Annotated in this window: 20 protein-coding genes; 2 read left to right on the top strand and 18 right to left on the bottom strand. The window is 62.0% G+C overall.

Annotation, left to right across the window (positions count from 1 at the left end; translation table 11 throughout):
• Positions 1–65 precede the first annotated feature (65 nt).
• On the top strand, positions 66–1,472 hold the full coding sequence (locus ACM6IK_RS24085) for a VOC family protein (RefSeq protein WP_414876315.1): 1,407 nt from the start codon (positions 66–68) through the stop codon (positions 1,470–1,472).
• Between the two features lie 344 nt (positions 1,473–1,816).
• Here the strand turns inward: ACM6IK_RS24085 and ACM6IK_RS24080 are convergent, their stop codons facing one another.
• From ACM6IK_RS24080 to ACM6IK_RS24065, 4 genes are all read right to left on the bottom strand, one after another.
• Positions 1,817–2,395 carry a hypothetical protein gene (locus ACM6IK_RS24080; RefSeq protein ID WP_414876314.1) on the bottom strand — a complete coding sequence of 193 codons (579 nt, stop codon included), beginning with the start codon at positions 2,393–2,395 and terminating at the stop codon, positions 1,817–1,819.
• Between the two features lie 134 nt (positions 2,396–2,529).
• On the bottom strand, positions 2,530–3,603 hold the full coding sequence (locus ACM6IK_RS24075) for a lipocalin-like domain-containing protein (protein ID WP_414876313.1): 1,074 nt from the start codon (positions 3,601–3,603) through the stop codon (positions 2,530–2,532).
• Positions 3,593–6,064 carry an ABC transporter permease gene (locus ACM6IK_RS24070; protein ID WP_414876312.1) on the bottom strand — a complete coding sequence of 824 codons (2,472 nt, stop codon included), beginning with the start codon at positions 6,062–6,064 and terminating at the stop codon, positions 3,593–3,595. The genes ACM6IK_RS24075 and ACM6IK_RS24070 overlap by 11 nt, the downstream gene beginning before the upstream one ends.
• A 1-nt stretch (position 6,065) precedes the next feature.
• Positions 6,066–6,734 carry an ABC transporter ATP-binding protein gene (locus ACM6IK_RS24065; RefSeq protein ID WP_414876311.1) on the bottom strand — a complete coding sequence of 223 codons (669 nt, stop codon included), beginning with the start codon at positions 6,732–6,734 and terminating at the stop codon, positions 6,066–6,068.
• 137 nt (positions 6,735–6,871) lie between these two features.
• On the opposite strand from ACM6IK_RS24065, the gene ACM6IK_RS24060 reads away from it, so the two are divergent.
• Positions 6,872–8,845 (top strand): alkyl/aryl-sulfatase, encoded by a 1,974-nt coding sequence (locus tag ACM6IK_RS24060; protein ID WP_414876310.1) that lies wholly within the window; start codon positions 6,872–6,874, stop codon positions 8,843–8,845.
• Between the two features lie 123 nt (positions 8,846–8,968).
• Here the strand turns inward: ACM6IK_RS24060 and ycaC are convergent, their stop codons facing one another.
• From ycaC to ACM6IK_RS23990, 14 genes are all read right to left on the bottom strand, one after another.
• A complete protein-coding gene (gene ycaC / locus ACM6IK_RS24055) occupies positions 8,969–9,595 on the bottom strand; it encodes an isochorismate family cysteine hydrolase YcaC (protein WP_414876309.1) in 627 nt (208 codons plus the stop codon).
• Positions 9,596–9,664: 69 nt separating this feature from the next.
• The gene (locus ACM6IK_RS24050; RefSeq protein ID WP_414876308.1) at positions 9,665–11,503 is read right to left on the bottom strand and encodes an amidohydrolase; all 1,839 of its coding nucleotides are present in this window, start codon (positions 11,501–11,503) and stop codon (positions 9,665–9,667) included.
• A complete protein-coding gene (locus ACM6IK_RS24045) occupies positions 11,503–12,111 on the bottom strand; it encodes an antibiotic biosynthesis monooxygenase (protein WP_414876307.1) in 609 nt (202 codons plus the stop codon). Before ACM6IK_RS24045 ends, ACM6IK_RS24050 begins: the two co-directional genes overlap by 1 nt.
• Positions 12,104–12,520, bottom strand: a complete 417-nt coding sequence (locus ACM6IK_RS24040) for a DoxX family protein (RefSeq protein WP_218432098.1) — start codon at positions 12,518–12,520, stop codon at positions 12,104–12,106. The genes ACM6IK_RS24045 and ACM6IK_RS24040 overlap by 8 nt, the downstream gene beginning before the upstream one ends.
• Positions 12,521–12,778: 258 nt before the next feature.
• Complete coding sequence (locus ACM6IK_RS24035) at positions 12,779–13,045, bottom strand: DUF6124 family protein (RefSeq protein ID WP_414876306.1); 267 nt, start codon at positions 13,043–13,045, stop codon at positions 12,779–12,781.
• 756 nt (positions 13,046–13,801) lie between these two features.
• Positions 13,802–14,341 carry a type II secretion system protein gene (locus ACM6IK_RS24030; protein WP_414876305.1) on the bottom strand — a complete coding sequence of 180 codons (540 nt, stop codon included), beginning with the start codon at positions 14,339–14,341 and terminating at the stop codon, positions 13,802–13,804.
• Positions 14,316–14,690 (bottom strand): type II secretion system protein, encoded by a 375-nt coding sequence (locus tag ACM6IK_RS24025; protein WP_414876304.1) that lies wholly within the window; start codon positions 14,688–14,690, stop codon positions 14,316–14,318. Before ACM6IK_RS24025 ends, ACM6IK_RS24030 begins: the two co-directional genes overlap by 26 nt.
• Positions 14,691–14,694: 4 nt before the next feature.
• Positions 14,695–15,168, bottom strand: coding sequence for a type II secretion system protein (locus ACM6IK_RS24020; protein ID WP_414876303.1), 474 nt, complete (start codon positions 15,166–15,168; stop codon positions 14,695–14,697).
• A gap of 2 nt (positions 15,169–15,170) precedes the next feature.
• Complete coding sequence (locus ACM6IK_RS24015; protein ID WP_414876302.1) at positions 15,171–16,997, bottom strand: secretin N-terminal domain-containing protein; 1,827 nt, start codon at positions 16,995–16,997, stop codon at positions 15,171–15,173.
• On the bottom strand, positions 16,994–17,512 hold the full coding sequence (locus tag ACM6IK_RS24010) for a hypothetical protein (protein WP_414876301.1): 519 nt from the start codon (positions 17,510–17,512) through the stop codon (positions 16,994–16,996). The genes ACM6IK_RS24015 and ACM6IK_RS24010 overlap by 4 nt, the downstream gene beginning before the upstream one ends.
• Entirely contained in the window at positions 17,512–18,060 is a 549-nt protein-coding gene (locus ACM6IK_RS24005) for a pilus assembly protein PilO (protein WP_414876300.1), read from the bottom strand. The genes ACM6IK_RS24010 and ACM6IK_RS24005 overlap by 1 nt, the downstream gene beginning before the upstream one ends.
• Positions 18,047–18,592 (bottom strand): PilN domain-containing protein, encoded by a 546-nt coding sequence (locus ACM6IK_RS24000; RefSeq protein WP_414876299.1) that lies wholly within the window; start codon positions 18,590–18,592, stop codon positions 18,047–18,049. The genes ACM6IK_RS24005 and ACM6IK_RS24000 overlap by 14 nt, the downstream gene beginning before the upstream one ends.
• A 1-nt stretch (position 18,593) precedes the next feature.
• Positions 18,594–19,397: a hypothetical protein gene (locus tag ACM6IK_RS23995; protein ID WP_414876298.1), complete on the bottom strand. Its 804-nt coding sequence runs from the start codon at positions 19,395–19,397 to the stop codon at positions 18,594–18,596.
• The gene (locus tag ACM6IK_RS23990; RefSeq protein WP_414876297.1) at positions 19,378–21,084 is read right to left on the bottom strand and encodes a GspE/PulE family protein; all 1,707 of its coding nucleotides are present in this window, start codon (positions 21,082–21,084) and stop codon (positions 19,378–19,380) included. Before ACM6IK_RS23990 ends, ACM6IK_RS23995 begins: the two co-directional genes overlap by 20 nt.
• Positions 21,085–21,158: the final 74 nt, after the last annotated feature.

The following is a 21,158-nucleotide window of genomic DNA, read 5'->3' as shown; positions in this document are numbered from 1 at the left end:
TCGGCGTCGCGTAAGGCTGCGATCTTTCGTCCATCCTTTACGTCACCGCGCCAGGAATCCTGTTCATGAACCACCCGAACTTCGTCAGCCCAGACCTGATCCGCCAACGCTTCTCCAAAGCGATGTCCGACATGTATCGCGAGGAAGTGCCGTTGTACGGCGCATTGATGGAGCTGGTGGAGCGGACCAACCGTCACGTACTGGACAGCGATCCACAGGTCGCACGACAGCTCACGAGCACCGGCGAAATCGAGCGCCTGGACCTGGAACGTCATGGGGCGATCCGCGTCGGTACGGCCGCTGAGCTGGCGACCCTCGCCCGCCTGTTCGCGGTCATGGGCATGCAACCGGTGGGTTACTACGACCTGACACCCGCCGGCGTGCCGGTGCACTCCACGGCTTTTCGCGCGGTGCATGAAGCATCGTTGCAGGTCAGCCCGTTCCGGGTATTCACCTCGCTGTTGCGCCTGGAATTGATCGAAGACCTGGAGCTGCGAGCGTTCGCCCAGTCGATGCTCGACCAGCGCGCGATCTTCACCCCCACGGCCCTCTCCCTCATCGAACGTGCCGAATCCCGGGGTGGCCTGACCGAGCAGGAAGCCCTGGAATTCGTCGAACAGGCCCTGGAAACGTTTCGCTGGCACCATAGCGCCACCGTCACTGCCGAGCAGTATCGACAACTCAGCGCCCAGCATCGTCTGATTGCAGACGTGGTGGCGTTCAAGGGCCCGCACATCAATCACCTGACACCACGGACCCTGGACATCGACATCGTCCAGGCGCAAATGCCGGCCCATGGCATCACCCCCAAGGCGGTGATCGAAGGCCCGCCTCGCCGCCAATGCCCGATCCTGTTGCGCCAGACCAGTTTCAAGGCCCTGGACGAGCCGATTGCCTTCACCGATCAAAGCGAGGCTCGCGGCAGTCACAGCGCCCGTTTCGGCGAAATCGAACAGCGCGGTGCCGCCCTAACGCCCAAAGGCCGGGCACTGTACGACCGCTTGCTCAATGCCGCGCGGGACGAACTCAAGGACTTCCCCAACGAAGCCAACGCCGCGCGTTACAACGCGCTCATGGCGCAGCACTTCAGCGAATTCCCTGACACCTGGGAAGGCATGCGCCAACAGGGCCTGGCTTACTTCCGCTACTTCGTGACGGAACAAGGCCTGGCGGCGGGTGACCTGACAAACGCCGCCCTGGAAGACCTGCTCGGCAGCGGTTACCTGCGGGTTGAACCGCTGGTGTACGAAGACTTCCTGCCGGTCAGCGCGGCGGGGATTTTCCAGTCGAACCTTGGGGATGCGGCGCAGACCCGTTACGGCGTGCACGCCAACCAGCAAGCCTTCGAACAGGCTCTGGGGCGGTCGACGATCGATGAACTGCAGCTGTATGCCGACAGCCAGCGGCGTTCGATCGAGCAGTGTTTCGCGGCGTTGGCCGATGTCGTTCAAGTCAATAAAAAACATGACTGAACGACCTCTTACCGCTCAATAAAAAAACGGGCGACCTGTTGGTCGCCCGTTTTTTTTTATATCCGAAACTTTCAAAACAGCAAAAAAAGTGTTCGCCCAGTGCACTGGCCTCGGCAATCCATGCACTGGTAAAGAGCCTTGCACTGGGCGAACGGAAAGTATTTTAGTAGAGGTGGCTAAATATGTCGGTGGGGTAAAGATGAAATTTATCGACATTATATGTAATAAAATGTCGACTTAAATCCTATCCCGCACCGAGCCACAAACTCACCAGTTCGGCCATACGAGTTGATTATTCCTGTACAAAACCCGCACAAAAACAATCAACCCGTTTAGAGCCAATATTAGCGCTGGCTGGTCACCGTCAATACATCGGTATAAACCACGTTCACGCTTTGCCCGACTTTCAAGTCCTTGAGTTTGGCCTGGACCTCAGGTCGTTTGACGTCGACGGTCTTGGACTGGCCTTCCGGGTTTTCGAAGGTCACCTGGTTTTTCTTCACGTCAATGTGGGTGATTTTCAGCTGCACTTTCACCTGGCGGTAAGCTTCGCCACCCGGGTTGGCGCTGCCTGGCGCTGCGCGAATTTCGCCAATGGCTTCGGCGGTGCCGGGCAGGCCTTTGTCGATATCGGTGTCGAGGTAGGCTGCAACGGCGCTGGTGACCGTGATGTCCACCGTATCGCCGACCTTGAGGTTATTGAGGTTTTTCGCCTTGTCGGTCAACTGCACCGGGAACTCGTTACCCTGCGGGCCTTTTAGAACCACGGAATGGTTCGCGGCATCAACCGAAACGACTTTGGTGGAGACTTGATCGGCCACTACGACTTCGGACAGCGGAATATCGGCGGCAACTGCGCCAAAACTGGCGGCAGACAGCAAGGTTGCGAGGGTGATGGCTTTGGTCAGTGCGTGGCGTTTCATAGGCAGAACATTCCCTGTGATTGATGGCAACAAACGGCGTTGAAACCGGGTTCAACGCCATGTGTGCGCAGAGCATAGACGCTGTTCGGCGAATGGTCGCGCCGGAACGGTGATTTTCCTTATGCAAACGCCCCCTAGTACCCGGTCATTTCCAGATATCCGCTTCCTGCATGGCTGCCACTGAGACGCACCGGGCCTTCCCAATACGGAATGCGCAAGTCCATCCAGGCCTGGGGGTTGAGCGCGGTGATGGCGATATCGAGATGCCTGGCGGGGATCTTGATCGACCAGCGCACAGGCATCTCGCGCCCTGCCACGCGGGCGGTGTCTTGTGGCGTGAGGCTGATGTCGCTGGCGTGCAGCAATTGTGCCTGGCCCCGGGCGTCGATCCAGGTGCCAATGAGGTAAGGCTCGCCGTCCTTTTGCCGCATGCGATACAGCATCACCTGCTCGCCGCTGTCCAGGTGCAGGGAGAACCAGTCCCAACCGGTCTGATTGCCTGTCAGGGGCTGGCTGCTCCATTCGCGGTCAAGCCAGGCCGGGCCACTGACCTGAAAGGTCTGGCCGTCGATGTCCAGCGTGCCGCTGGCCTGGAAAAACGGCTGGCTGTAGTAATACGAGGCCTGGCCCTGCTCGGATTTCTGGCTGAATCCCTTATCCCCCTGAAGCACCAGCGGACCTGTCGAGGTCAACCGCAGCCGGTAGCTGAAACGCCGGTCACGAGCACTGAGCTGCAGGTCGGCTAACGGATCGTCGGCAGTCGCCTGACTGCGCAACTGCCAGTCGTCGATCCACGCATTGAACGGCGTGAGGCTGACACCGGCCTGACCGACGCCGCCACGGGCATAGCGTTCAGCCGCGTGATGCACCGTCGCCGACGTCACCGCCGCATGACCGAGCCAGATCGTCTGATTCTGCCAACCCGCCACCTCGGGGGTGGCTTTCAAGGCACTGCGGAACAACGTCCATTGCGCGCCGAACTCATGCCCCTGATCGTCCTTCAGATTGGCTGTGACATACCACCATTCAATGCGAAAGCCGTCGTGCGGGCCGTGATCCGCCGGGAAACTGAACACCCGACCGGGCACTACCTTGGTGAACGCAGCCGCCTGGTTGCCCAGCCCGGCAAAACCCTTTTCTACCGGTGCCGGTTGATCGCAACCGCTGGCCAGCAGCGCCAGGAGCAACACGCAGGCTTTAATCTTCATGGGCAAACGTCCGCAGCAGGTCCGCCGGTTGCGTGCGGTACAAACGGTACAACGGCCAGGCCGAGGCCAGCAGCGTCGCCACCAGCGCCAGCCCCATCAATTGCAACAGTTGCCATGGAAACACCCGCAACGGCAGGCGCCAGCCAAAGGCCTGCACGTTGATCACCGTGTCCAGGCACCACGCCAGGGCGATGCCCAGCGGCAACGCCAGCACCAGGGTCAGCAGCGCCAGCAACCAGGTTTGCCCGAGGTTGAGCAACATCAAATGCCGACGTGTCACCCCCAGTGCCCACAGTGGCGCCAATTGCCCGAGACGGCTCTGGCTTTGGGTCAACAGACTGATGAACAACGCCACCCCGGCCACGCACAGCGTCAGGCTATTGAGCGCGGCGGTGGCGGCGAAAGTGCGTTCGAAAACTTGCGTGGACCAACCCTTGAGCCGCGCCTGATCGACGATGCGGCTGTCGTCGAGGGTAAAACGCGCCTGCAGCGCTGCGACGAACGCCGGGATCGACGCAGGCAAGATGCGCAGGTTGAAGCGGCTCGGTGCCAATTGCGGCCAGCCGTGCAGCAGGTGATTGATATTGACCAGAATGTGGCCCTTGGGATTGCCGTAGTCGGCGTAGATCCCGACGATCCGCGGCGACCACGGGCCGGTTGGCGCCGGCAGCGTCAGGTAATCGCCGAGCTGCACGTGCAGGCGCCGGGCCAGTTGTTCGCTGAGCATCACCGCATCGTCCTTGGCCAGTCGCTCCCAAGGGTTGTCGCCCAAGGCTTCGAGCAACGGCCAGTGCTGGCGATAGGTCGGATGGTCAATGATCCCGGACAGGTCCGTCGGCCAGCCCTGCAACTGGATCGACACCTGCCAGTTGGGCAGCACTGCCGCCAGTTGCGGCTGCTGGTTGAGCCAGCTGTGCAGCTCCCTGGCTTGGGCCGGGCTCTGTGGGTTGAGGTAAAGCTCGGCCGTCAGCCGTTGTTCGAGCCAGTCGCTGAAAGTCTGGCGAAAGCCTGCCGTCATGCTGCCGGCACCGATATTCGCCGCCATGGCCAGCAGCAGCGCCATCAACGCCAGGCTCAGGGCCGGCAGTTGCTGGCGACAATCGGCGACAAACCACTGGCCGAGCACCGAGCGACTGCGCTGCGAACCGAGACTGAGCAGCGAACTGAGCACCACCGGCAGTGCCAGTGCCGCACCGATCAACAGCGCCGCCATCAACACGAAGCCAATGACCAGGCTGTCACCGAAAATCAGCGCCAGCAACGCGATCGCCCCGGCCATTGCCGCCACCCCGCCCTGGCGTCGCAACCAGCGGGCATGGGCCTGATGCCAGGCTTGCGGGTCGGCCAGCGCCAGCAAGGGCAAGCGCGCCGCCCGCAACAGGCTGCTGGCACCGGCCAGCAACGCGCCGATCAGGCTCAAGCCGATACCGCTGAACCACCACGACAGGCTGAGGCTCAACTGCCCCGCCACTTCGGCGCCGTACAAGCCACGCAGGCTGGCAGCGACATCGGGCAACAGCACACCGGCCAGCAGGTAGCCGCTGAGCACCCCGGCTACACCGCCGATCAGGGCCAGCCCACCCAATTCGACGGCGAGACATGCGATCAGCATCCGCGCACTCACGCCGCAGGCACGCAGGGTCCGCAGCAAGCCTCGGCGTTGCTCCAGCGCCAGCCCGATGGCGGCGTGCACGATAAACAGGCCGACCACGAACGACAGCACCCCCAGGGCATCGAGGTTCAGGTGAAAGCTTTCGGTCAGGCGCGCCAGGTTGTTTTCTTCACCGGCGCTCTTGAGTTGCAGCTGCCCCTTGAGCGAGTCCGGCAGCGGCGCAGTGAAGTCCTTCGGCAACAGCAGACGCGACAACTGATCCGGCAACCCCAGAATCTGCTGGGCAAAACCGATGTCCACCAGCAGCACACCAGGTGCCATATCGGCCTGCACATGCAACGGCGGCAGTGCCGCGCCAGCCAGGGTCAAGGGCCGGTCACCCTCACGCAAACCCAGTTCCTGCAAGGTTTGCGACGATATCCAGGTAGTGCCCGGCGGGCTGAAAAAATCGACCACCTGCTCAATCGCCATGGCCTGCCCGGCCACCGCCGCGCCCGCCGGCAGCGACACCGGCTCGATGCCCATCAACTGCAAGCGCGGCTCTTCATGGCCTTTGAGCATGACTCGCCCTTGCAGTACCGGTGACACCGGCCACCCCGCTCGGCGCAGATCGATAAACCATTGCTGCGTGAACGTGCCGCCACCGGGTGCACCGAGACTGGCCTGAGGTTCGCCGCCGATCAACTGACTGGCGCGGGCATAGCTGTCGCGGGCCTGGCTGTTGAGTGCCTGGACGCCGGTCAGCAGGCTGGTGGCCAGCCACAACCCGGTCAGCACACTGAAAAACTGCACCGGGTGCTGCCGCCAGTGGCTGAGCAGAGCGCGCAGGGTTTCGCCAAAAATGCGCATGTCAGCGCGCCCCCACACCGGCAAGACGACCACCGCACAGCAGCGCTTTTTCCGCCAGCCGCGCCGCCACGCCGGGACTGTGAGTGACCATCAACAGGCTGGTGGGGCTGTCGTCGAGCAACTCCAGCAGCAACTGCAACACCTCGGCGGCGGTGGTTTCATCGAGGCTGCCGGTGGGCTCGTCGGCCAGCAGCAGTTGCGGGCGCGACGCCAACGCCCGCCCCAGCGCGACCCGTTGCTGCTGGCCGCCGGACAGTTGCTCCGGGTAGCGCCGCAACAGCTCGCCCAAGCCCAGGCGCTGCACCAGATGCGCCTGCCAGTGTGGGTCATGGCGCCCCGCCAGACGCGCCTGAATCGCCAGGTTGTCTTCGACCCGCAGGCTGCCGATCAGGTTGAACTGCTGGAACACCAGGCCGATTTCCGTGCGGCGCCAGTTCGCCAGTTGCCCTTCATTCATTTGCTCCAGACGATGCTCGCCACTGCGAATGCTGCCGCGATCGATCCTGTCCAGCCCGGCGATCAGGTGCAGCAAGGTGCTCTTGCCACTGCCCGACTCGCCCATCAGCGCCAGACTGCTGCCAGGCCTGAGCGTCAGGTCGACGCCTTGCAGCACCGGCAGCGGCCCCTGCGGGGTGGCGTAGCTTTTGAAAACGCCATGGACTTCAAGCATGGGTCAACCTGTTGGGTATGTGTGGCCCAAGGATAGCGGCCCTGAATGGTTTTTGTCCGCTGACGCTCATCGTCCTGGCCGACCCTCGCCCTACCCTCGAAGCTGGTCTGACCATAACGATAAAAAACGGAGACACCATGCCTCGTTTCATCTTGAGCCCTCGTGGGCTGCTCGCTTGTCTGATCACTGCCTGCCTTGCGCAATCGGTGGTCGCCGCGGACGCACCGGTCGCGGCCAGCCCGCAAACCTCGGCCAGTAACGCCGCCGTGCTGCAACAACTGCCCTTCACCGACCGCACCGACTACGAGTCGGTCACCAAGGGCCTGATCGCGCCGTTCAAGGGCCAGGTCAAGGACGCCTCGGGCAAGGTCATCTGGGATATCCAGGCCTATGACTTTCTCAGCAAGGATCAGGCCCCGGAGTCGGTCAACCCGAGCCTGTGGCGCCTGGCCCAGCTCAGCGCCCATGCCGGACTGTTCGAAGTCAGCCCACGGCTGTATCAGGTTCGCGGCCTCGATCTGGCCAACATGACCATCATCGAAGGTGATGACGGCCTGATCATCATCGACCCGCTGACCATGGCCGAAACCGCCAGGGCAGCACTGGACCTGTACTACCAGAACCGTCCGCACAAACCGGTGGTGGCGGTGATCTACAGCCACACCCACGTCGACCACTTCGGTGGCGTGCGCGGGGTCATTGACGAGGCCGACGTCAAGGCCGGCAAGGTCAAGGTGTTCGCCCCAGCCGGGTTCATGGAACACGTGATGAGCGAGAACGTCTACGCCGGCAACGCCATGAGTCGCCGCGCGCAGTTCCAGTTCGGCAGCCTGCTGCCCCGTGGCGAAAAAGGCCAGGTCGATGCCGGCCTGGGCAAGAGCACGCCGAGCGGCGGCACCGTCACCTTGATCCCGCCCACCGACCTGATCGACAAGGAACTGGAAACCCGCACCATCGCCGGCCTCGACGTGGAGTTCCAGTTGACCCCGGGCACCGAAGCGCCGGCGGAGATGAACCTGTACCTGCCGCAGTTGCGCGCCTTGTGCATGGCGGAAAACGCCACGCAAATGATGCACAACATCCTCACCCCCCGCGGCGCCCAGGTGCGTGACGCCAAGGCCTGGGCCGAGTACCTGGACGGCAGCCTGGCGCGTTACGGTGACAAGAGCGATGTGTTGTTCGCCCAGCACAACTGGCCGACCTGGGGCGGCGAGCGCATCCGCACCTTCCTCGCCGACCAGCGCGACATGTACGCCTTCCTCAACGACCGCACCCTGCACTTGCTGAATCAGGGCCTGACGTCGCTGGAAATCGCCGATTCGATCAAGAAACTGCCCGGCACCCTCGACCAGAAGTGGTACACCCGTGGCTACTACGGCTCTCTGAGTTTCAACACCCGGGCGGTGTATCAGCGCTACATGGGTTTCTATGACGGCAACCCGGCCAACCTCAATCCACTGCCACCGGTAGAAACGGCCAAGCGTTCGGTCGAAGCCATGGGCGGCGACGCGGCCGTGTTGGGGAAAATGCAGGCGGCAATGGCCAAGGGTGAATACCGCTGGGCCGCGCAACTGGGCAATCAGTTGCTGTTCGCCAACCCGGACAACGGCGATGCGCGCAAAGCCCAGGCCCAGGCGCTGGAGCAGATGGGCTATCAAAGTGAAAACGCCACCTGGCGCAACATGTACCTGACCGGCGCCATGGAACTGCGCAACGGCGTGCCACCCCAAGCGAGCAGTACGGTATCGGTGGACATGGTGCGGGCGATGAGCCCGCAGATGTTCTTCGACTTCCTGGCGGTTCGACTGGACAGTGAAAAGGCTGTAGGCCATGACCTGACCCTGAACTGGACCTTCGAAGATCAGAACAAGGACTTCAACCTGACCCTGCGCAATGGTGTGCTGACCCACCGTGCCGGGCTCAATCCTCAGGCGGACGCCAGTGTAAACATGACCAAGGCCACCCTGGAACAGATCAGCCTCAAGCAACTGGATATCCCGACGGCGATCCAGAAAGGCCTGATCAAGTTGCAAGGCAATGGCAAGAAGCTTGGGGAGTTGATGAGCAGCCTCGATACCTTCGCGCCGCAGTTCAATATCGTCACGCCTTGAACCGGTGACGCGGCAAACCGCGTCGCCTTCATCATGAGCAGCACCGTCGCTCCCACACTGGATCTGTGTCATTCACAAAGACTGTGAACAGCCTGGATCCCTTGTGGGAGCGACTGACTGGTCTTATTGGGCGGTAAATTTGGTGTAGCTGTTGATCAGGTTGCGATAGTTCGGCAGGCGCTCAGACAGCAGGTTGGCCAGGCCTTCCATGTCGTTGCGCCAGTCGCCTTGCAGCTCGCAGGCCACGGCGAACCAGTTCAGCAGGTGCGCACCGGCAGCCGACATGCGTGCCCAGGCCGCTTGTTGCACGGTGGTGTTGAAGGTGCCGGAAGCGTCGGTCACCACAAACACTTCAAAGCCTTCGGCAATGGCCGACAGGGTCGGGAACGCCACGCAGACGTCGGTCACCACACCGGCGATGATCAGTTGCTTGCGACCGGTGGCCTTGACCGCCTTGACGAAGTCTTCGTTATCCCAGGCGTTGATCTGGCCCGGGCGTGCAATGAACGGAGCGTCCGGGAACTGCGCCTTGAGCTCCGGCACGATCGGACCGTTCGGACCGCTGTCGAAACTGGTGGTGAGGATGGTCGGCAATTTGAAGAACTTGGCGATGTCACCCAGGGCCAGCACGTTGTTCTTGAACTCGTTGGGCGAGAAATCCTGTACCAGCGAGATCAGACCGGTCTGGTGGTCGACCAGCAATACCACGGCATCGTCTTTGTTCAGGCGTTTGTACGGAACGTTGCTCATTGGAAACTCCTTGGTGGATGGTTGTCGCAGTCAACGCCGACCTGTTGGGCCGGCGCTTTTTTAAATGGGTCAGAAGGCAAAACACGAGCAGCCAAAGGCGCCCCAGAAACCGGCGAAATCGCTGACCGGCGCGTTCGACAGGCGCGCCCGTTCATGGCTGTGGGAATGCACCGCGCACGGCCCGCTGCAATGGTGAACCTGGGCCTGCATCGGCGACGTCGGGCGCCAGTGGCCCGGCACCTTCACCACCGGCGACCAGTCCGGCAGTACCGGTACGCTGGCCGGTCCGAGCTTCTCGAAGTCACCGGCGCCGTACACCACCTTGCCGCCGACCACGGTCAGCACCGACTCGATCCACTTGATCGCCTCTTCATCGACGCTGAAGAAATCGGCGCTGAGGGCCGCGACGTCGGCCAATTGCCCGACCTTGATCTGGCCTTTTTTGCCTTGCTCCGACGAGAACCAGGCGCTGCCGTGGGTGAACAGTTCCAGCGCCGTCAGGCGTGAAAGGCCTTCGGCGTGCAGCTCCATGCCGCCGACGGTGCGGCCACTGACCATCCAGTACAGCGAAGTCCACGGGTTGTAGCTCGACACCCGCGTGGCGTCGGTACCGGCACCGACCGGTACGCCCTCGGCCAGCATGCGTTTGATCGGTGGCGTGGCTTCGGCTGCTTTCGCGCCGTAACGCTCGACGAAATACTCACCCTGGAACGCCATGCGATCCTGGATCGCAATGCCGCCACCCAGCGCCCTCACCCGCTCGATGTTCTGTGGGGTGATGGTTTCGGCGTGGTCGAAAAACCACGGCAAGCCGTTGAACGGAATGTCGCGGTTGACCTTCTCGAACACGTCGAGCATGCGGCTGATGGATTCGTTATAGGTGGCGTGCAAACGGAACGGCCAGCGTTGCTCGACGAGGTGGCGCACCACCGGCTCCAGTTCGGCTTCCATGGTTTGCGGCAGGTCCGGGCGCGGTTCGAGGAAGTCTTCGAAGTCCGCCGCCGAGAACACCAGCATTTCCCCGGCACCGTTGTGCCGCAGGAAATCGTCGCCCTGATGCAGCTTCACGCTGCCGGTCCAGTTCTTGAAGTCAGTCAACTCTTCCTTGGGCTTCTGGGTGAACAGGTTGTAGGCGATGCGCACGGTCAGTTGCTCATCCTTCGCCAACTGCTCGATCACCTGGTAATCGTCCGGGTAGTTCTGGAAACCGCCGCCGGCATCGATGGCACTGGTCAGGCCCAGGCGATTGAGTTCACGCATGAACTGGCGGGTCGAGTTGACCTGATACTCCAGCGGCAGCTTCGGCCCCTTGGCCAGCGTCGAGTACAGAATCATCGCGTTCGGCCGCGCCACCAGCATGCCGGTCGGCTCGCCATTGGCGTCTCGCACGATCTCGCCACCCGGCGGGTTCGGCGTGTCGCGGGTGTAACCGGCTACGCGCAACGCGGCGCGGTTGAGCAAGGCGCGGTCGTACAGGTGCAATACGAACACCGGCGTATCCGGTGCCGCCTGGTTGAGCTCGGCCAGGGTCGGCATGCGTTTTTCAGCGAACTGGAATTCGTTCCAGCCACCGACCACCCGCACCCACTGCGGCGTCGGCGTACGGTCAGCCTGATCCTTGAGCATGCGCAAGGCATCGGCCAGGGACGGCACACCTTCCCAGCGCAGTTCCAGGTTGTAGTTCAAGCCACCACGGATCAGGTGCAAGTGCGAGTCGTTGAGCCCGGGAATCACACAACGGCCCTTGAGGTCGATCACCTGGGTGTTCGAACCACGCAGGGCCATGGCCTGGGCATCGCTGCCGACCACGACAAAACGACCCTCGCTGATCGCCACGGCGCTGGCGAGCGGTTTTTCGCGGTCAACGGTGTGGAATTGACCATTGAACAGAATCAGATCGGCGTTCATCACGGTTCCTCGTGCAAAGTAGCGGGAGACAGCCAGGGCGCAAACAGACGCGTCGCCATGGGCATGAAGATGTAAACCACCGACAGTACGATGGTCAGGGTGATCAGGAACGTGGCCACCACGTAATTGGAGAGCAAGGCGTTGAGCTGCAACAGCGGCCCCCAGAGCAGCGGCACCAGCAAGGTGTGCGGCAGGATCACCAGCAGCGTCACCACGGCCTGCTTCCAGCGCGGCGGTGGCGTACCGGCTTCGGCCTGGGGCGAGAACCAGAACTCGTTGACCGGATTGACTTCGGTCTGGTCGCCATCGGCGAGCATCGGCGCGGCTTCGTCGACCAATTCCTGGCGTTGCGGTGAATCGAGCCAGTTCTGCATCGCTTCGGTCGAGCAAAAGCGCAACACGCAGGTGTAGGTGTCGAGACCGGCGTGCTTGCCGCGTACCACATCCACACCCAGGTGCCCGACGTTCTGTGCGGCCACCTTGACGATGTTGCGCAGCCAGGCTTCATACGGCACTTCGAAACCGGCCTTGACCCGGTGTTTGACGATCAGGGTCACCACCTCATCAGGCCCGGGACTTGCCGGCTCACGGCGATTGGATTCAGACATAACGCAAGGCTCCGGCGAAACGGACATTGAGCGCCAGCCGTCCCGGCCCGGCGATGAAAATGCTGGTGAAGACAATCAGCAACAGCCAGCCGAACTGGCCTTCGAAGAGGGTCCACTGCGGATGCACGATCAACATCGACACCCACAGCACAAACAGAATAGGCAAACACGCCAGACGCGCCAGCAACCCGCCGACGATCAGCAGCGGGCACACGACCTCGGCGAAAATCGCCAGCACCAGCGTCAGGTTCGCGCCCAGGTGGAAAGGGTCTTCGATGTTTTGCAACTCGGCACTGTAGTGCAGCAGCTTGGGCAAGCCGTGCACCCACAACAGGAACAACCCGCCACTGACCCGCAGGAACAGCAGCCCCCAGTCTTGCGCCCGATCATCGCGTCGCGAAGCGTCCATGGCCTACCCGCACTAATGAAAAACCACCGGCGTCGATGCGCCGGGACTGGATTCGATAGTGCCGGGGAAGGAGGAGGAAAAATTGAATGTACGTGCTCTGTTTCCTGTGTGGACCGAGAACGGCCCATCGACACAGATCCCTGTGGGAGCGAGCTTGCTCGCGATTGCGGTGGGTCAGTCGACATCCATGCTGAATGTGATGCTGCCATCGCGAGCAAGCTCGCTCCCACAGGTTTATTTGTTGTTGCCTCTACCGGGTTATTCCTGCGGATCGAGATTATCCAGCGCCCGATTCACCGCCAGCTCACCCAACATGATGATCTGCGCGATGCCCAGCAGTGAGTTGCGATGAGGGCTTTGCAGAAACCCAGCGAGGTCACTGGCCATGATGCTGGCCGAGGCCAGGGATTCGCAGGCGTGGGCCAATAGCGTTTCGGTGTTGATGTCGGGGGCGATCGCAAACATCGTGCTGGGTTTGTGTGGTGGAACCGGATCTTTTGGGGGATTGGGGGTGGGTTTGAACATGGCGGAACTCCTTTATACCTGGTGAAACCACCAGAACCCGTCGCTAAACAAGTAAGGGTGGCAGCTGTACGCAGGTTAGCGAACCGGGAGGTATAAGACCCGGCAGACCCGAAGGTCTCCCGCGCACAGCCACCATGTCGAAAATTGCAAACTCATGAATACATGCAATAGAGACTGGAGCTTTGTTGCGCTTATACCTGGTCGGATCGCTAAACCCGGCCGCTGAATTTGCAGCGACAGGGAAACGATAAAGACCGGGTACAAGACGCACAAGCCGGCGGATTCTGGCGTAGTTGTAGGCAACGACGCAAGGTGGTGTGGCTTTCAGGAATAGAGGCTGACGGCTTTTAAACAGGGCTGTCAGAACACTGCATATCCCCTGTGGGAGCGAGCTTGCTCGCGATGGCGGCATCACATTCAGCATGGAAGTTGACTGTCCCACCGCTATCGCGAGCAAGCTCGCTCCCACAGTGGATCAGCGTATGTCTGTGAGAGATTGGTTGGCTGGCAGGCCGCCTTCGCGGGCAAGCCCGCTCCCACAGTGGATCAGCGTATGTCTGTGAGAGATTGGTTGGCTGGCTGGCCGCCTTCGCGGGCAAGCCCGCTCCTACAGTGGATCAGCGTATGTCTGTGGGAGATTGGTTGGCTGGCAGGTCGCCTTCGCGGGCAGGCCCGCTCCCACAGTGGATCAGCGTTTGTCTGTGAGAGATTGGTTGGCTGGCAGGCCGCCTTCGCGGGCACGCTCGCTCCCACGGTTCAAGGCTGCAATGCCTGAGGCGTGGTGGACGGGTCTTTCGGCGGCCCGCCGGTATCTTCGAGGGAGACTTTCTCGGCCACGAACTGCCAGTCCTTGTAGCTGGCCATGCCGTTGAAGTCCGACCACTCGCTGGGAAAATTCACCTGCTTGAGCGGCTTCTCCGTGGACGGGCAGTACACACCGCTGATCCGTCCGTCGATACCGCGTATCAGCTCCCATTCGCCACCTGTCATCGGCTCCGGGTACAACCGCCGGATATGGTGCCTGGCCTCCGGAAAACGCTCGTCCTGCAACAGGTCCGCCAGTTCTTTCGGGTACTGGGCCACACCGGGCGAACTGCGGTAATAGCTGCGTAGCGCCTGGGCATATTGCGTACCGACCCAGAGCAACTGGTTTTCGCGGTCGCGGCGCGCAGCGGTAGCCCACAGCTCGCCGGCACTGGCCAGGCCCAGGCCCATCACGACGATCAGAAACAGCACACCCAGGTAGGTAAAACCATCCTGACCCGATGGCTTACCACTCGGAATAAAGGCTGCCATCTCGCGCCCTCCCGCTGGCCCCACTCTTGATATCGGCTACCCCGCCCGCCACGCCATCCGGTGGCGCGACGATGACCCAGGTGTCCTTGCGCTCGGAAATCGGGTCCAGCGGCTGGCTTCGCAGGTAGCGCAGTTCGACCAGCTGTTCGATGGAATCCGGATAACGCCCGGTGTCTCCATAGTAGTGATCCAGCGCCTCGCGCATGGACGACAGGCTCTGGTGCAAGGTGGTCTCTTTGGAGGCCTCCAGGCTGTTGAAGTAGCGTGGCAAGGCGATCGTCATCAGGGTCGCGATGATTGCCATGACCACCATCAGTTCAATGAGGGTAAAACCCTTTTGCCGACGCATAGGCTCACCACTCTCGGTAGGCGATACCGTTGAGCCCCTTTCCCCGGGCCTTGGAGTAAACGTCAAAGACGTCCTGGCCCTCCCGCGGGTTCTCAGCGGAACTGTCATAGGAACGCAGGCCCCAGCCGCCCTCGTCGTCACGCTTGACGGTTGCCAGCGGGTCACGGGGGATGCGCCGCAGGAAGTAGAACTTGGCACCCTTGGCGCTGCGCACGTCACGCACTCCATCGACCAGCACTTTCAGGTTCGGCGGGTAGCCGTTGCTGTCGAGCGACTTCTCGATGTAACCGGCGTCGAAGGCACGTTTGTAGGCATCGATGCCATCGCGGATCTGGTACAGCGCCGTCCGCAGTTCCTGCTCTTTGCCCCGGCGCACCACCGTCTCGGTCAGCGGTGCGGCCATGCCGGCCAGCAGGCTGACCAGGGCGAGTGTCACCACGACTTCGATCAGGCTGAAACCGCGATGTGAGGTGTTCATGATCAAGGCTTCCCAACAGTAACGGTGGTGGCGATCGGTGCGCTCATGGGGCCGGTCTGAACCGTCGCGCTCATCGAGCGGTCCGGTGCCTGGATGTGCATGCTGGTTTCGGTACCGGTCGGGAACTCCATGTCCGACGGGCTCTGGTACGGCAGGTTGCGCACGATCCGCGGGGTGATCGACAGCACCAGTTCGGACTTGCTGACGTCGTCCTTGTTGCTGCCGAACAGGCGACCCAGGCCGGGAATGTCGCCAAGGCCCGGGATCTTGTTGCCGGTGGCGCCGTGGTCGTTGCGCACCAGCCCGGCGAGGATCTGGGTTTCGCCGTCATGCAGACGCAAGGTGGTCTGGGCGTTGCGGGTATCGACCTGGACCGGAATGGTGCCCTGAGCGGTTGGCGTCAGCGGCGTGGCGTTACTGACCTCCAGCGCGATCTTGATCGCCACTTCGTTGTTCAGGTGCACGATGGGTTGCACTTCGAGCTTGAGACCGACGTCGAGGTAGGTCACGCTTTCAGTGATCACCGGACCCTGGGTCGAAGGCACCGAGGTGGCGCTGATGATTGGCACGCGCTGACCGATGTGGATACGCGCCTGTTCGCGGTTACTCACCCGGATCACCGGGCTGGCGAGGGTGTTGACGTCTTTGTCCTGGGCGTTGATCTGGGCCTGCGGTGATGGCGAGATGGTAATCCGGCCGGAGTTGATGCCTTTGAGTTGATCGAGAATGGTCACTGGCGAGCCGTCGGTGTTGACCACACCGAAGGTGTTGGGCCATTGCAGGCCAAGGTCGAGAATGCGTTGGCGGGCGACTTCCATCACTTCCACTTCCAGCACCACTTCCGGGTTGGACTGATCCTGCGATTGCAGGAGCTTTTCCGCCATGCGCACCGCGTCACCGGTATCGCGCATGGTCAGGGTATTGAGGCGCTCGTCAACGAACACGTCGCGGGTCTTGAGCATGGTCTTGATCATGTTCAGCGCCGTATTGGCATCGATGCTGGTCAGGTAGAAGGTGCGCATCACCAGCTCCTGATAATCCTTGATCTTCTGTGGCGAGTCCGGGTAGATCAGCAAGGTGTTTTCATTCACCACTTTCTGATGCAGCTGGTTCTGTTGCAGCAACAGCTCCACGGCGTCTTCGATACGAACCTCACGGACGAAGATGGTGGCTTTCATGTCCGGGCGCAGGTCCTTGTCGAAGATGAAGTTCAGGCCGGCGACCTGTGACAGCACTTCGAAAATGGTTTTGAGGTTGGCGTCGCGAAATTCCAGGGTCACCGGCCGGTCCAGGCGTGTACGCAGCTGCGGGTACTGCACCACGTTGCGGCTCTGCACCAGGCGGATGCTGTCTTGCAGTTCCAGGGCGCCGTCGTTCTTCGGGTCCAGTTCGAGAATCTGTTTGACCTGGCGGTCGGCACCGTAGATGTCACCGCGACGCAGGTCTCCACGGGCCAGTTCAAGTTTCTCGTCCATGCTGCGCAGGTAGTCCAGCTGGCGCAGTGCATCCTGGGCTCGGCGGTTGTTCGGTTCAATGTTCAAGACCCGGCTGTAAGTCATGCGGGCTCCGGCGAAATTACGCTGGGTGCGGTCCATGTCGGCCTGGGCCAGCAGCGCCTTCACGGCGAGAGCCCGTCCGCTGTTGAGAGCCATGTGCAGTTCGGTATCGCGAGGGTTCTCCCGCAATCCCTCTTCGATGCGCGCCAGACCGGCTTCGTACTGGCCCGATTCGATCAGGGCCGAAGCTTCATCCCTGGCGACCTGCGCGGTACTGCATGCGGCCAGCCCAGCGCAGAGACACAGGCTCATCAGCAAACGGGATTTGTTCATTCCGTACTCCCCACAGACAAGGTCTGCGATACATGCAGCGGCAGGTAAACCAGGCTCAGCTCCAAATCGGAAATTCGCTCGATCCGCCAGGTTTTGTCGATCACATCCCCTTTGCGCACGACGTATATCTTTTCGCCGCTCTGCAAAAACACCTGCAGATCGGAACGGTCATCCAGCCTGCCGACAAACTGGAAGGGCAACGGCGGTGCAGTGGGGACTTGCACTACCGGCGCCGCGACGACCGGTTGTTCAGTGACGGTGCCGGGGGCCGGCTCCGCTTTCCAGCTGCGGGCGGCGAACAAATCGCCTGCCGGGCTCAGGTCCTGGATCGGCACTTGCGGCGCGGCGCTCGATGCAGCCGCCGATGCGCCAGGGGCCTTGCCCTTGGCTGGCGTGGCCACGGTGGCCACCACAGGGTCACTGTCGTCAGCCTGTTTGAAGTACTCGGGGAACCAGGCCAGCGCTGCCGCTACAGCGAAGAACACCACCCAACCCGCCACTCGTTTGGTATTCATCATGACCTCGACAGGTAAAGGGTCATGCGGATCCGCCCGGTCAGTTCGGTATCGGCGATTTTCTTGCGCTGAAACTCCACATCCTCCAGTACCACCGCCGGCAACTGGCCGAGCAAGGCGTGCAGGAAGCGCCGCAGTTGCGGATAGCTGCCACGTACCGGCAGCAGAATCTGATAACGGGCCAGGTGTGTCTTGGGGTCCACGCCCAGGGAGTATTCACCCCGAGACAAGGTGATGCGTTCCTGGGCAGCCAGGGCATAGATTTTGTCGATGGCCACGGTGGCCTGAGGCTGGGACGGCAACTTGCTGCGGAAATCGTCGAGCTGACGCTGCGGCACCACTGGCGCAGCCACGGTGCCGTCTTCGACCTTGGCCAGATATTCGGTAGCCTCGCGAGTCTGCTGGCTGAGGCTTTGCAGCGACTCCCAGTCCGGCAGCAACCCGACCAGGCCATAGCTCAGCGCCAACGCCAGCATGGCCAACCCTGCCAGCCCCGGAACGCCCAGGCCTTGCAGGTATTCGTGGACGATCAGTTTATGGATTTGCATCGCCGATCTCCCAGGTAGCCGACAGGTTGAACTGCACCGGGTGCTCCGGCACGTTGGCGACAATTTCGTGGCTCAGCAGCGACACGTCGGACAACTCGTCGCTGGCTTCGAGTCGGCGGTGGAAATCGAGCATGGCGTCCAGGTCCAGTGCCTCGGCGCTGATCCGCAGCTGGCCTTTGCGGGCGTCCGGGGTCAGGGTCAGCAGGGCAATGTTGTCCCGCGGCATGGCTTCGAGGGTGGCGAACAAACGCTCCCAGGGACGGCGCAACTGCTGGGAGACCTTGCGCATTTCCGCCAGGTTCTGCGCCTGCTCGCGAATTTGCGCCGGAGTCAGGCTGAGCTTGCTGCCGGTATCGCCGGTGAGCACCCGCTGAGTGGTTTGCAGGTGGCCCTGCTGTTGTTCGGCCTCGTTGCTCAGATGCTGTTGCACCAGGGCGCAGGTCAGGGTCAGTACCACGCCACTGGCCAGCAGGCTCCAGCCCAAGGGGCCTGAACGGCGCCGCGGCTGAAAATCGAGCATCAGGGGGCGCATGTCAGGCCACCGCCCGAGACATGACGTACAGGCAATCGCGTACGGCTGTCCGGTCTTCTTCGAGGTTGCGCAGATGCACACCGGGCACGTCGGGAGGCGAATCGATACGCGCCGGTGCATGCAGGTAGACATTCAACGGTCGTTCGCTCGAGCAAGCCTGCAACTGGTTTTCACGGCCGATCAGCGCAGTCAGCGCGGCATCGCTGTCGCTGCTGCCCACCGAACGCACCGAGGTCCAGCGCCCTTCCCGGGCCAACAGCAGCACGCTGCGTACCGGTTCGGCGACCACGAACAGGAAGTCCCCGGCCTCAAAGCTTTTATCGAAATGGTTGAACGCCGCCATCAGGTACGGCTGCACCGAACGCAGGCGCAATCCGCGCGCGCTGACCAGGGTGCGCAGGCGTTCGAGCAAGTCCTGGGGCAGCGCGGTGGCGATGCGGTCGTAACCGGCGGGCTCAGGCGAGAACACCAGGCTCCAGGGTTGCGTCGGGACACCGTAGAGGTCTTCGAAACACAGTTGGGCGAAGCCGAGCAATTCGGCCGGGCTGCTGATCTGCTCACTCCAGGGCACCAGGCAATAGCGACTGAAGTGCCCGGAGATCACCACGGTCAGTTCCGCCCCGGCAACGGTGTGATCGGCCAGCAAATGGTCGAGGGTGTCGAGCGCCACCGTCCAGGCCTGGAAGCCTTCGTCGATGTAGCCGACGCTGCCCAGCCAACGGATTGCACTGCCTTGCCGTTGCCCCAGGCCAACACCGCTGGCGCCGAGCACGGCGACGAATCGCTCACGAGACAAAAGTGACACGATTGATCTCCTCGAGCGTGGTCCGGCCTTGTTCCACCATCTCCAGCGCCGACTCGCGCAACAGGCGCAAGCCTCGTTTGCAGGCATGGGCCTTGATTTTCGATATGGGTTGGCGCTCGACGATCATTTGCCGCAGTTCATCGTCCAGGTGCAGCAGTTCGGCAATCGCGCTACGCCCGCGATAACCGGTGCCCCGGCAATGCCCGCAGCCCTTGCCGTGGACGAACCGGTAATGAGCGACCTTTTGTCGATCAAGCCCCGAGACCTCCAGCTCTTCTTCTGTCGGGCTGTAAGGACTGCTGCAACTGGTGCAGACCAGGCGGATCAACCGCTGGGCCAGCACGGCATTGAGTGCCGAGACCAGGCTGTAGGGATCGATTTCCATCTGGGTGAAACGGCCGATCACGTCGAACACGTTGTTGGCGTGGATGGTGGTGAACACCAGGTGACCGGTGAGCGCCGATTGCACGGCGATCTGTGCGGTGTCCGGGTCGCGGATTTCACCGACCATGATCTTGTCCGGGTCATGGCGCAGGATCGAGCGCAGGCCCCGGGCGAACGTCAGGCCTTTCTTCTCGTTGACGGGGATTTGCAGCACGCCCGGCAGTTGATACTCCACCGGGTCTTCGATGGTGATGATCTTGTCCACACCGTGGTTGATCTCGGTGATCATCGCGTACAGGGTGGTGGTCTTGCCGCTACCGGTAGGCCCGGTCACCAGCACCATGCCATAGGGTTCGGCGGCCAGCCGGCGCAGCTGGCGCAGGGTTTCTTCTTCAAAGCCCAGGGCCTGCAATTGCACGCCGCAGACCTTGTCGGCGAGGTCCTGTTTGTCGAGCACCCGCAGCACTGCGTCTTCCCCGAAAATGCTCGGCATGATCGACACCCGGAAGTCGATCTGCCGGCCACTGATGCCGATCTTGAAGCGACCATCCTGGGGCACGCGTTTTTCGCCGATGTCCAGTTCGGCCATGACCTTGACCCGGGAAATCACCTGCTCGGAGAACTCGCTGCCCTGGATCTTGCTGATGTTGTTGAGCACGCCGTCGATCCGGTACTTGATGACCAGGCCGCTGCCGGTGGTGCCAAGGTGGATGTCGCTGGCGTGCATTTTCAGCGCGTCGTACAGGGTCGAGTTGACCAGTTTGACCACCACGCTGGAATCTTCGCTGATGCTGGTCAGGGACAGGCTTTGCAGGTTGTCGATCTCGGCACCGGCGTCGCTCTGGGCGTTGAGCGACTCCACCGCATGGAAGCTTTCTTCGTGACGCGCCAGATAGGCCTTCAGGTCATCGGCATGCACCAGGTACAGCGGCGCGCCTTGCAGACACTCATCGATCCAGGCCAGGCGCGCACTGTCGAAGGGGTCGGCGAACACACCGATGACCGCATCGTTATGACGCAGCAGGATGAATTCGCGCTTGAGGCATCGGGCCAGGGTCACCCGGTCGAACACCGGCGTGGATTTGAACAGGCTGTCGGTGTCGAGCACCGGGTAATGCAAGGTGACGCCCAGGCACTGGATGAAGGGCATGGGAGCCAGTTCACTCAACGTTGCGAGGGCATCGAGCATCCGCTCGCCGGAACTGGTCGCCAGGGCCCGGGCCTGGGCCAGTTGTTCACGGGTGAAGCGAGTCGGTACACATTCCGGTTGCGCCGGTTCTACTGCAAGGGATAGACGGTCCATGGCTTGCTCTCCAACGCCCGGGGCTTTGAGCCCTGTCGGCGCGGCGAGCCATTTCGGCGGGGGCCGGAACGTCC

Origin of the sequence: Pseudomonas sp. IT-196MI5 (assembly GCF_949767415.1) — a bacterium.
Lineage (GTDB): Bacteria > Pseudomonadota > Gammaproteobacteria > Pseudomonadales > Pseudomonadaceae > Aquipseudomonas.
The sequence above is the reverse complement of the archived record's forward strand: the minus strand, read 5'-3'. Positions and strand labels throughout refer to the sequence as shown.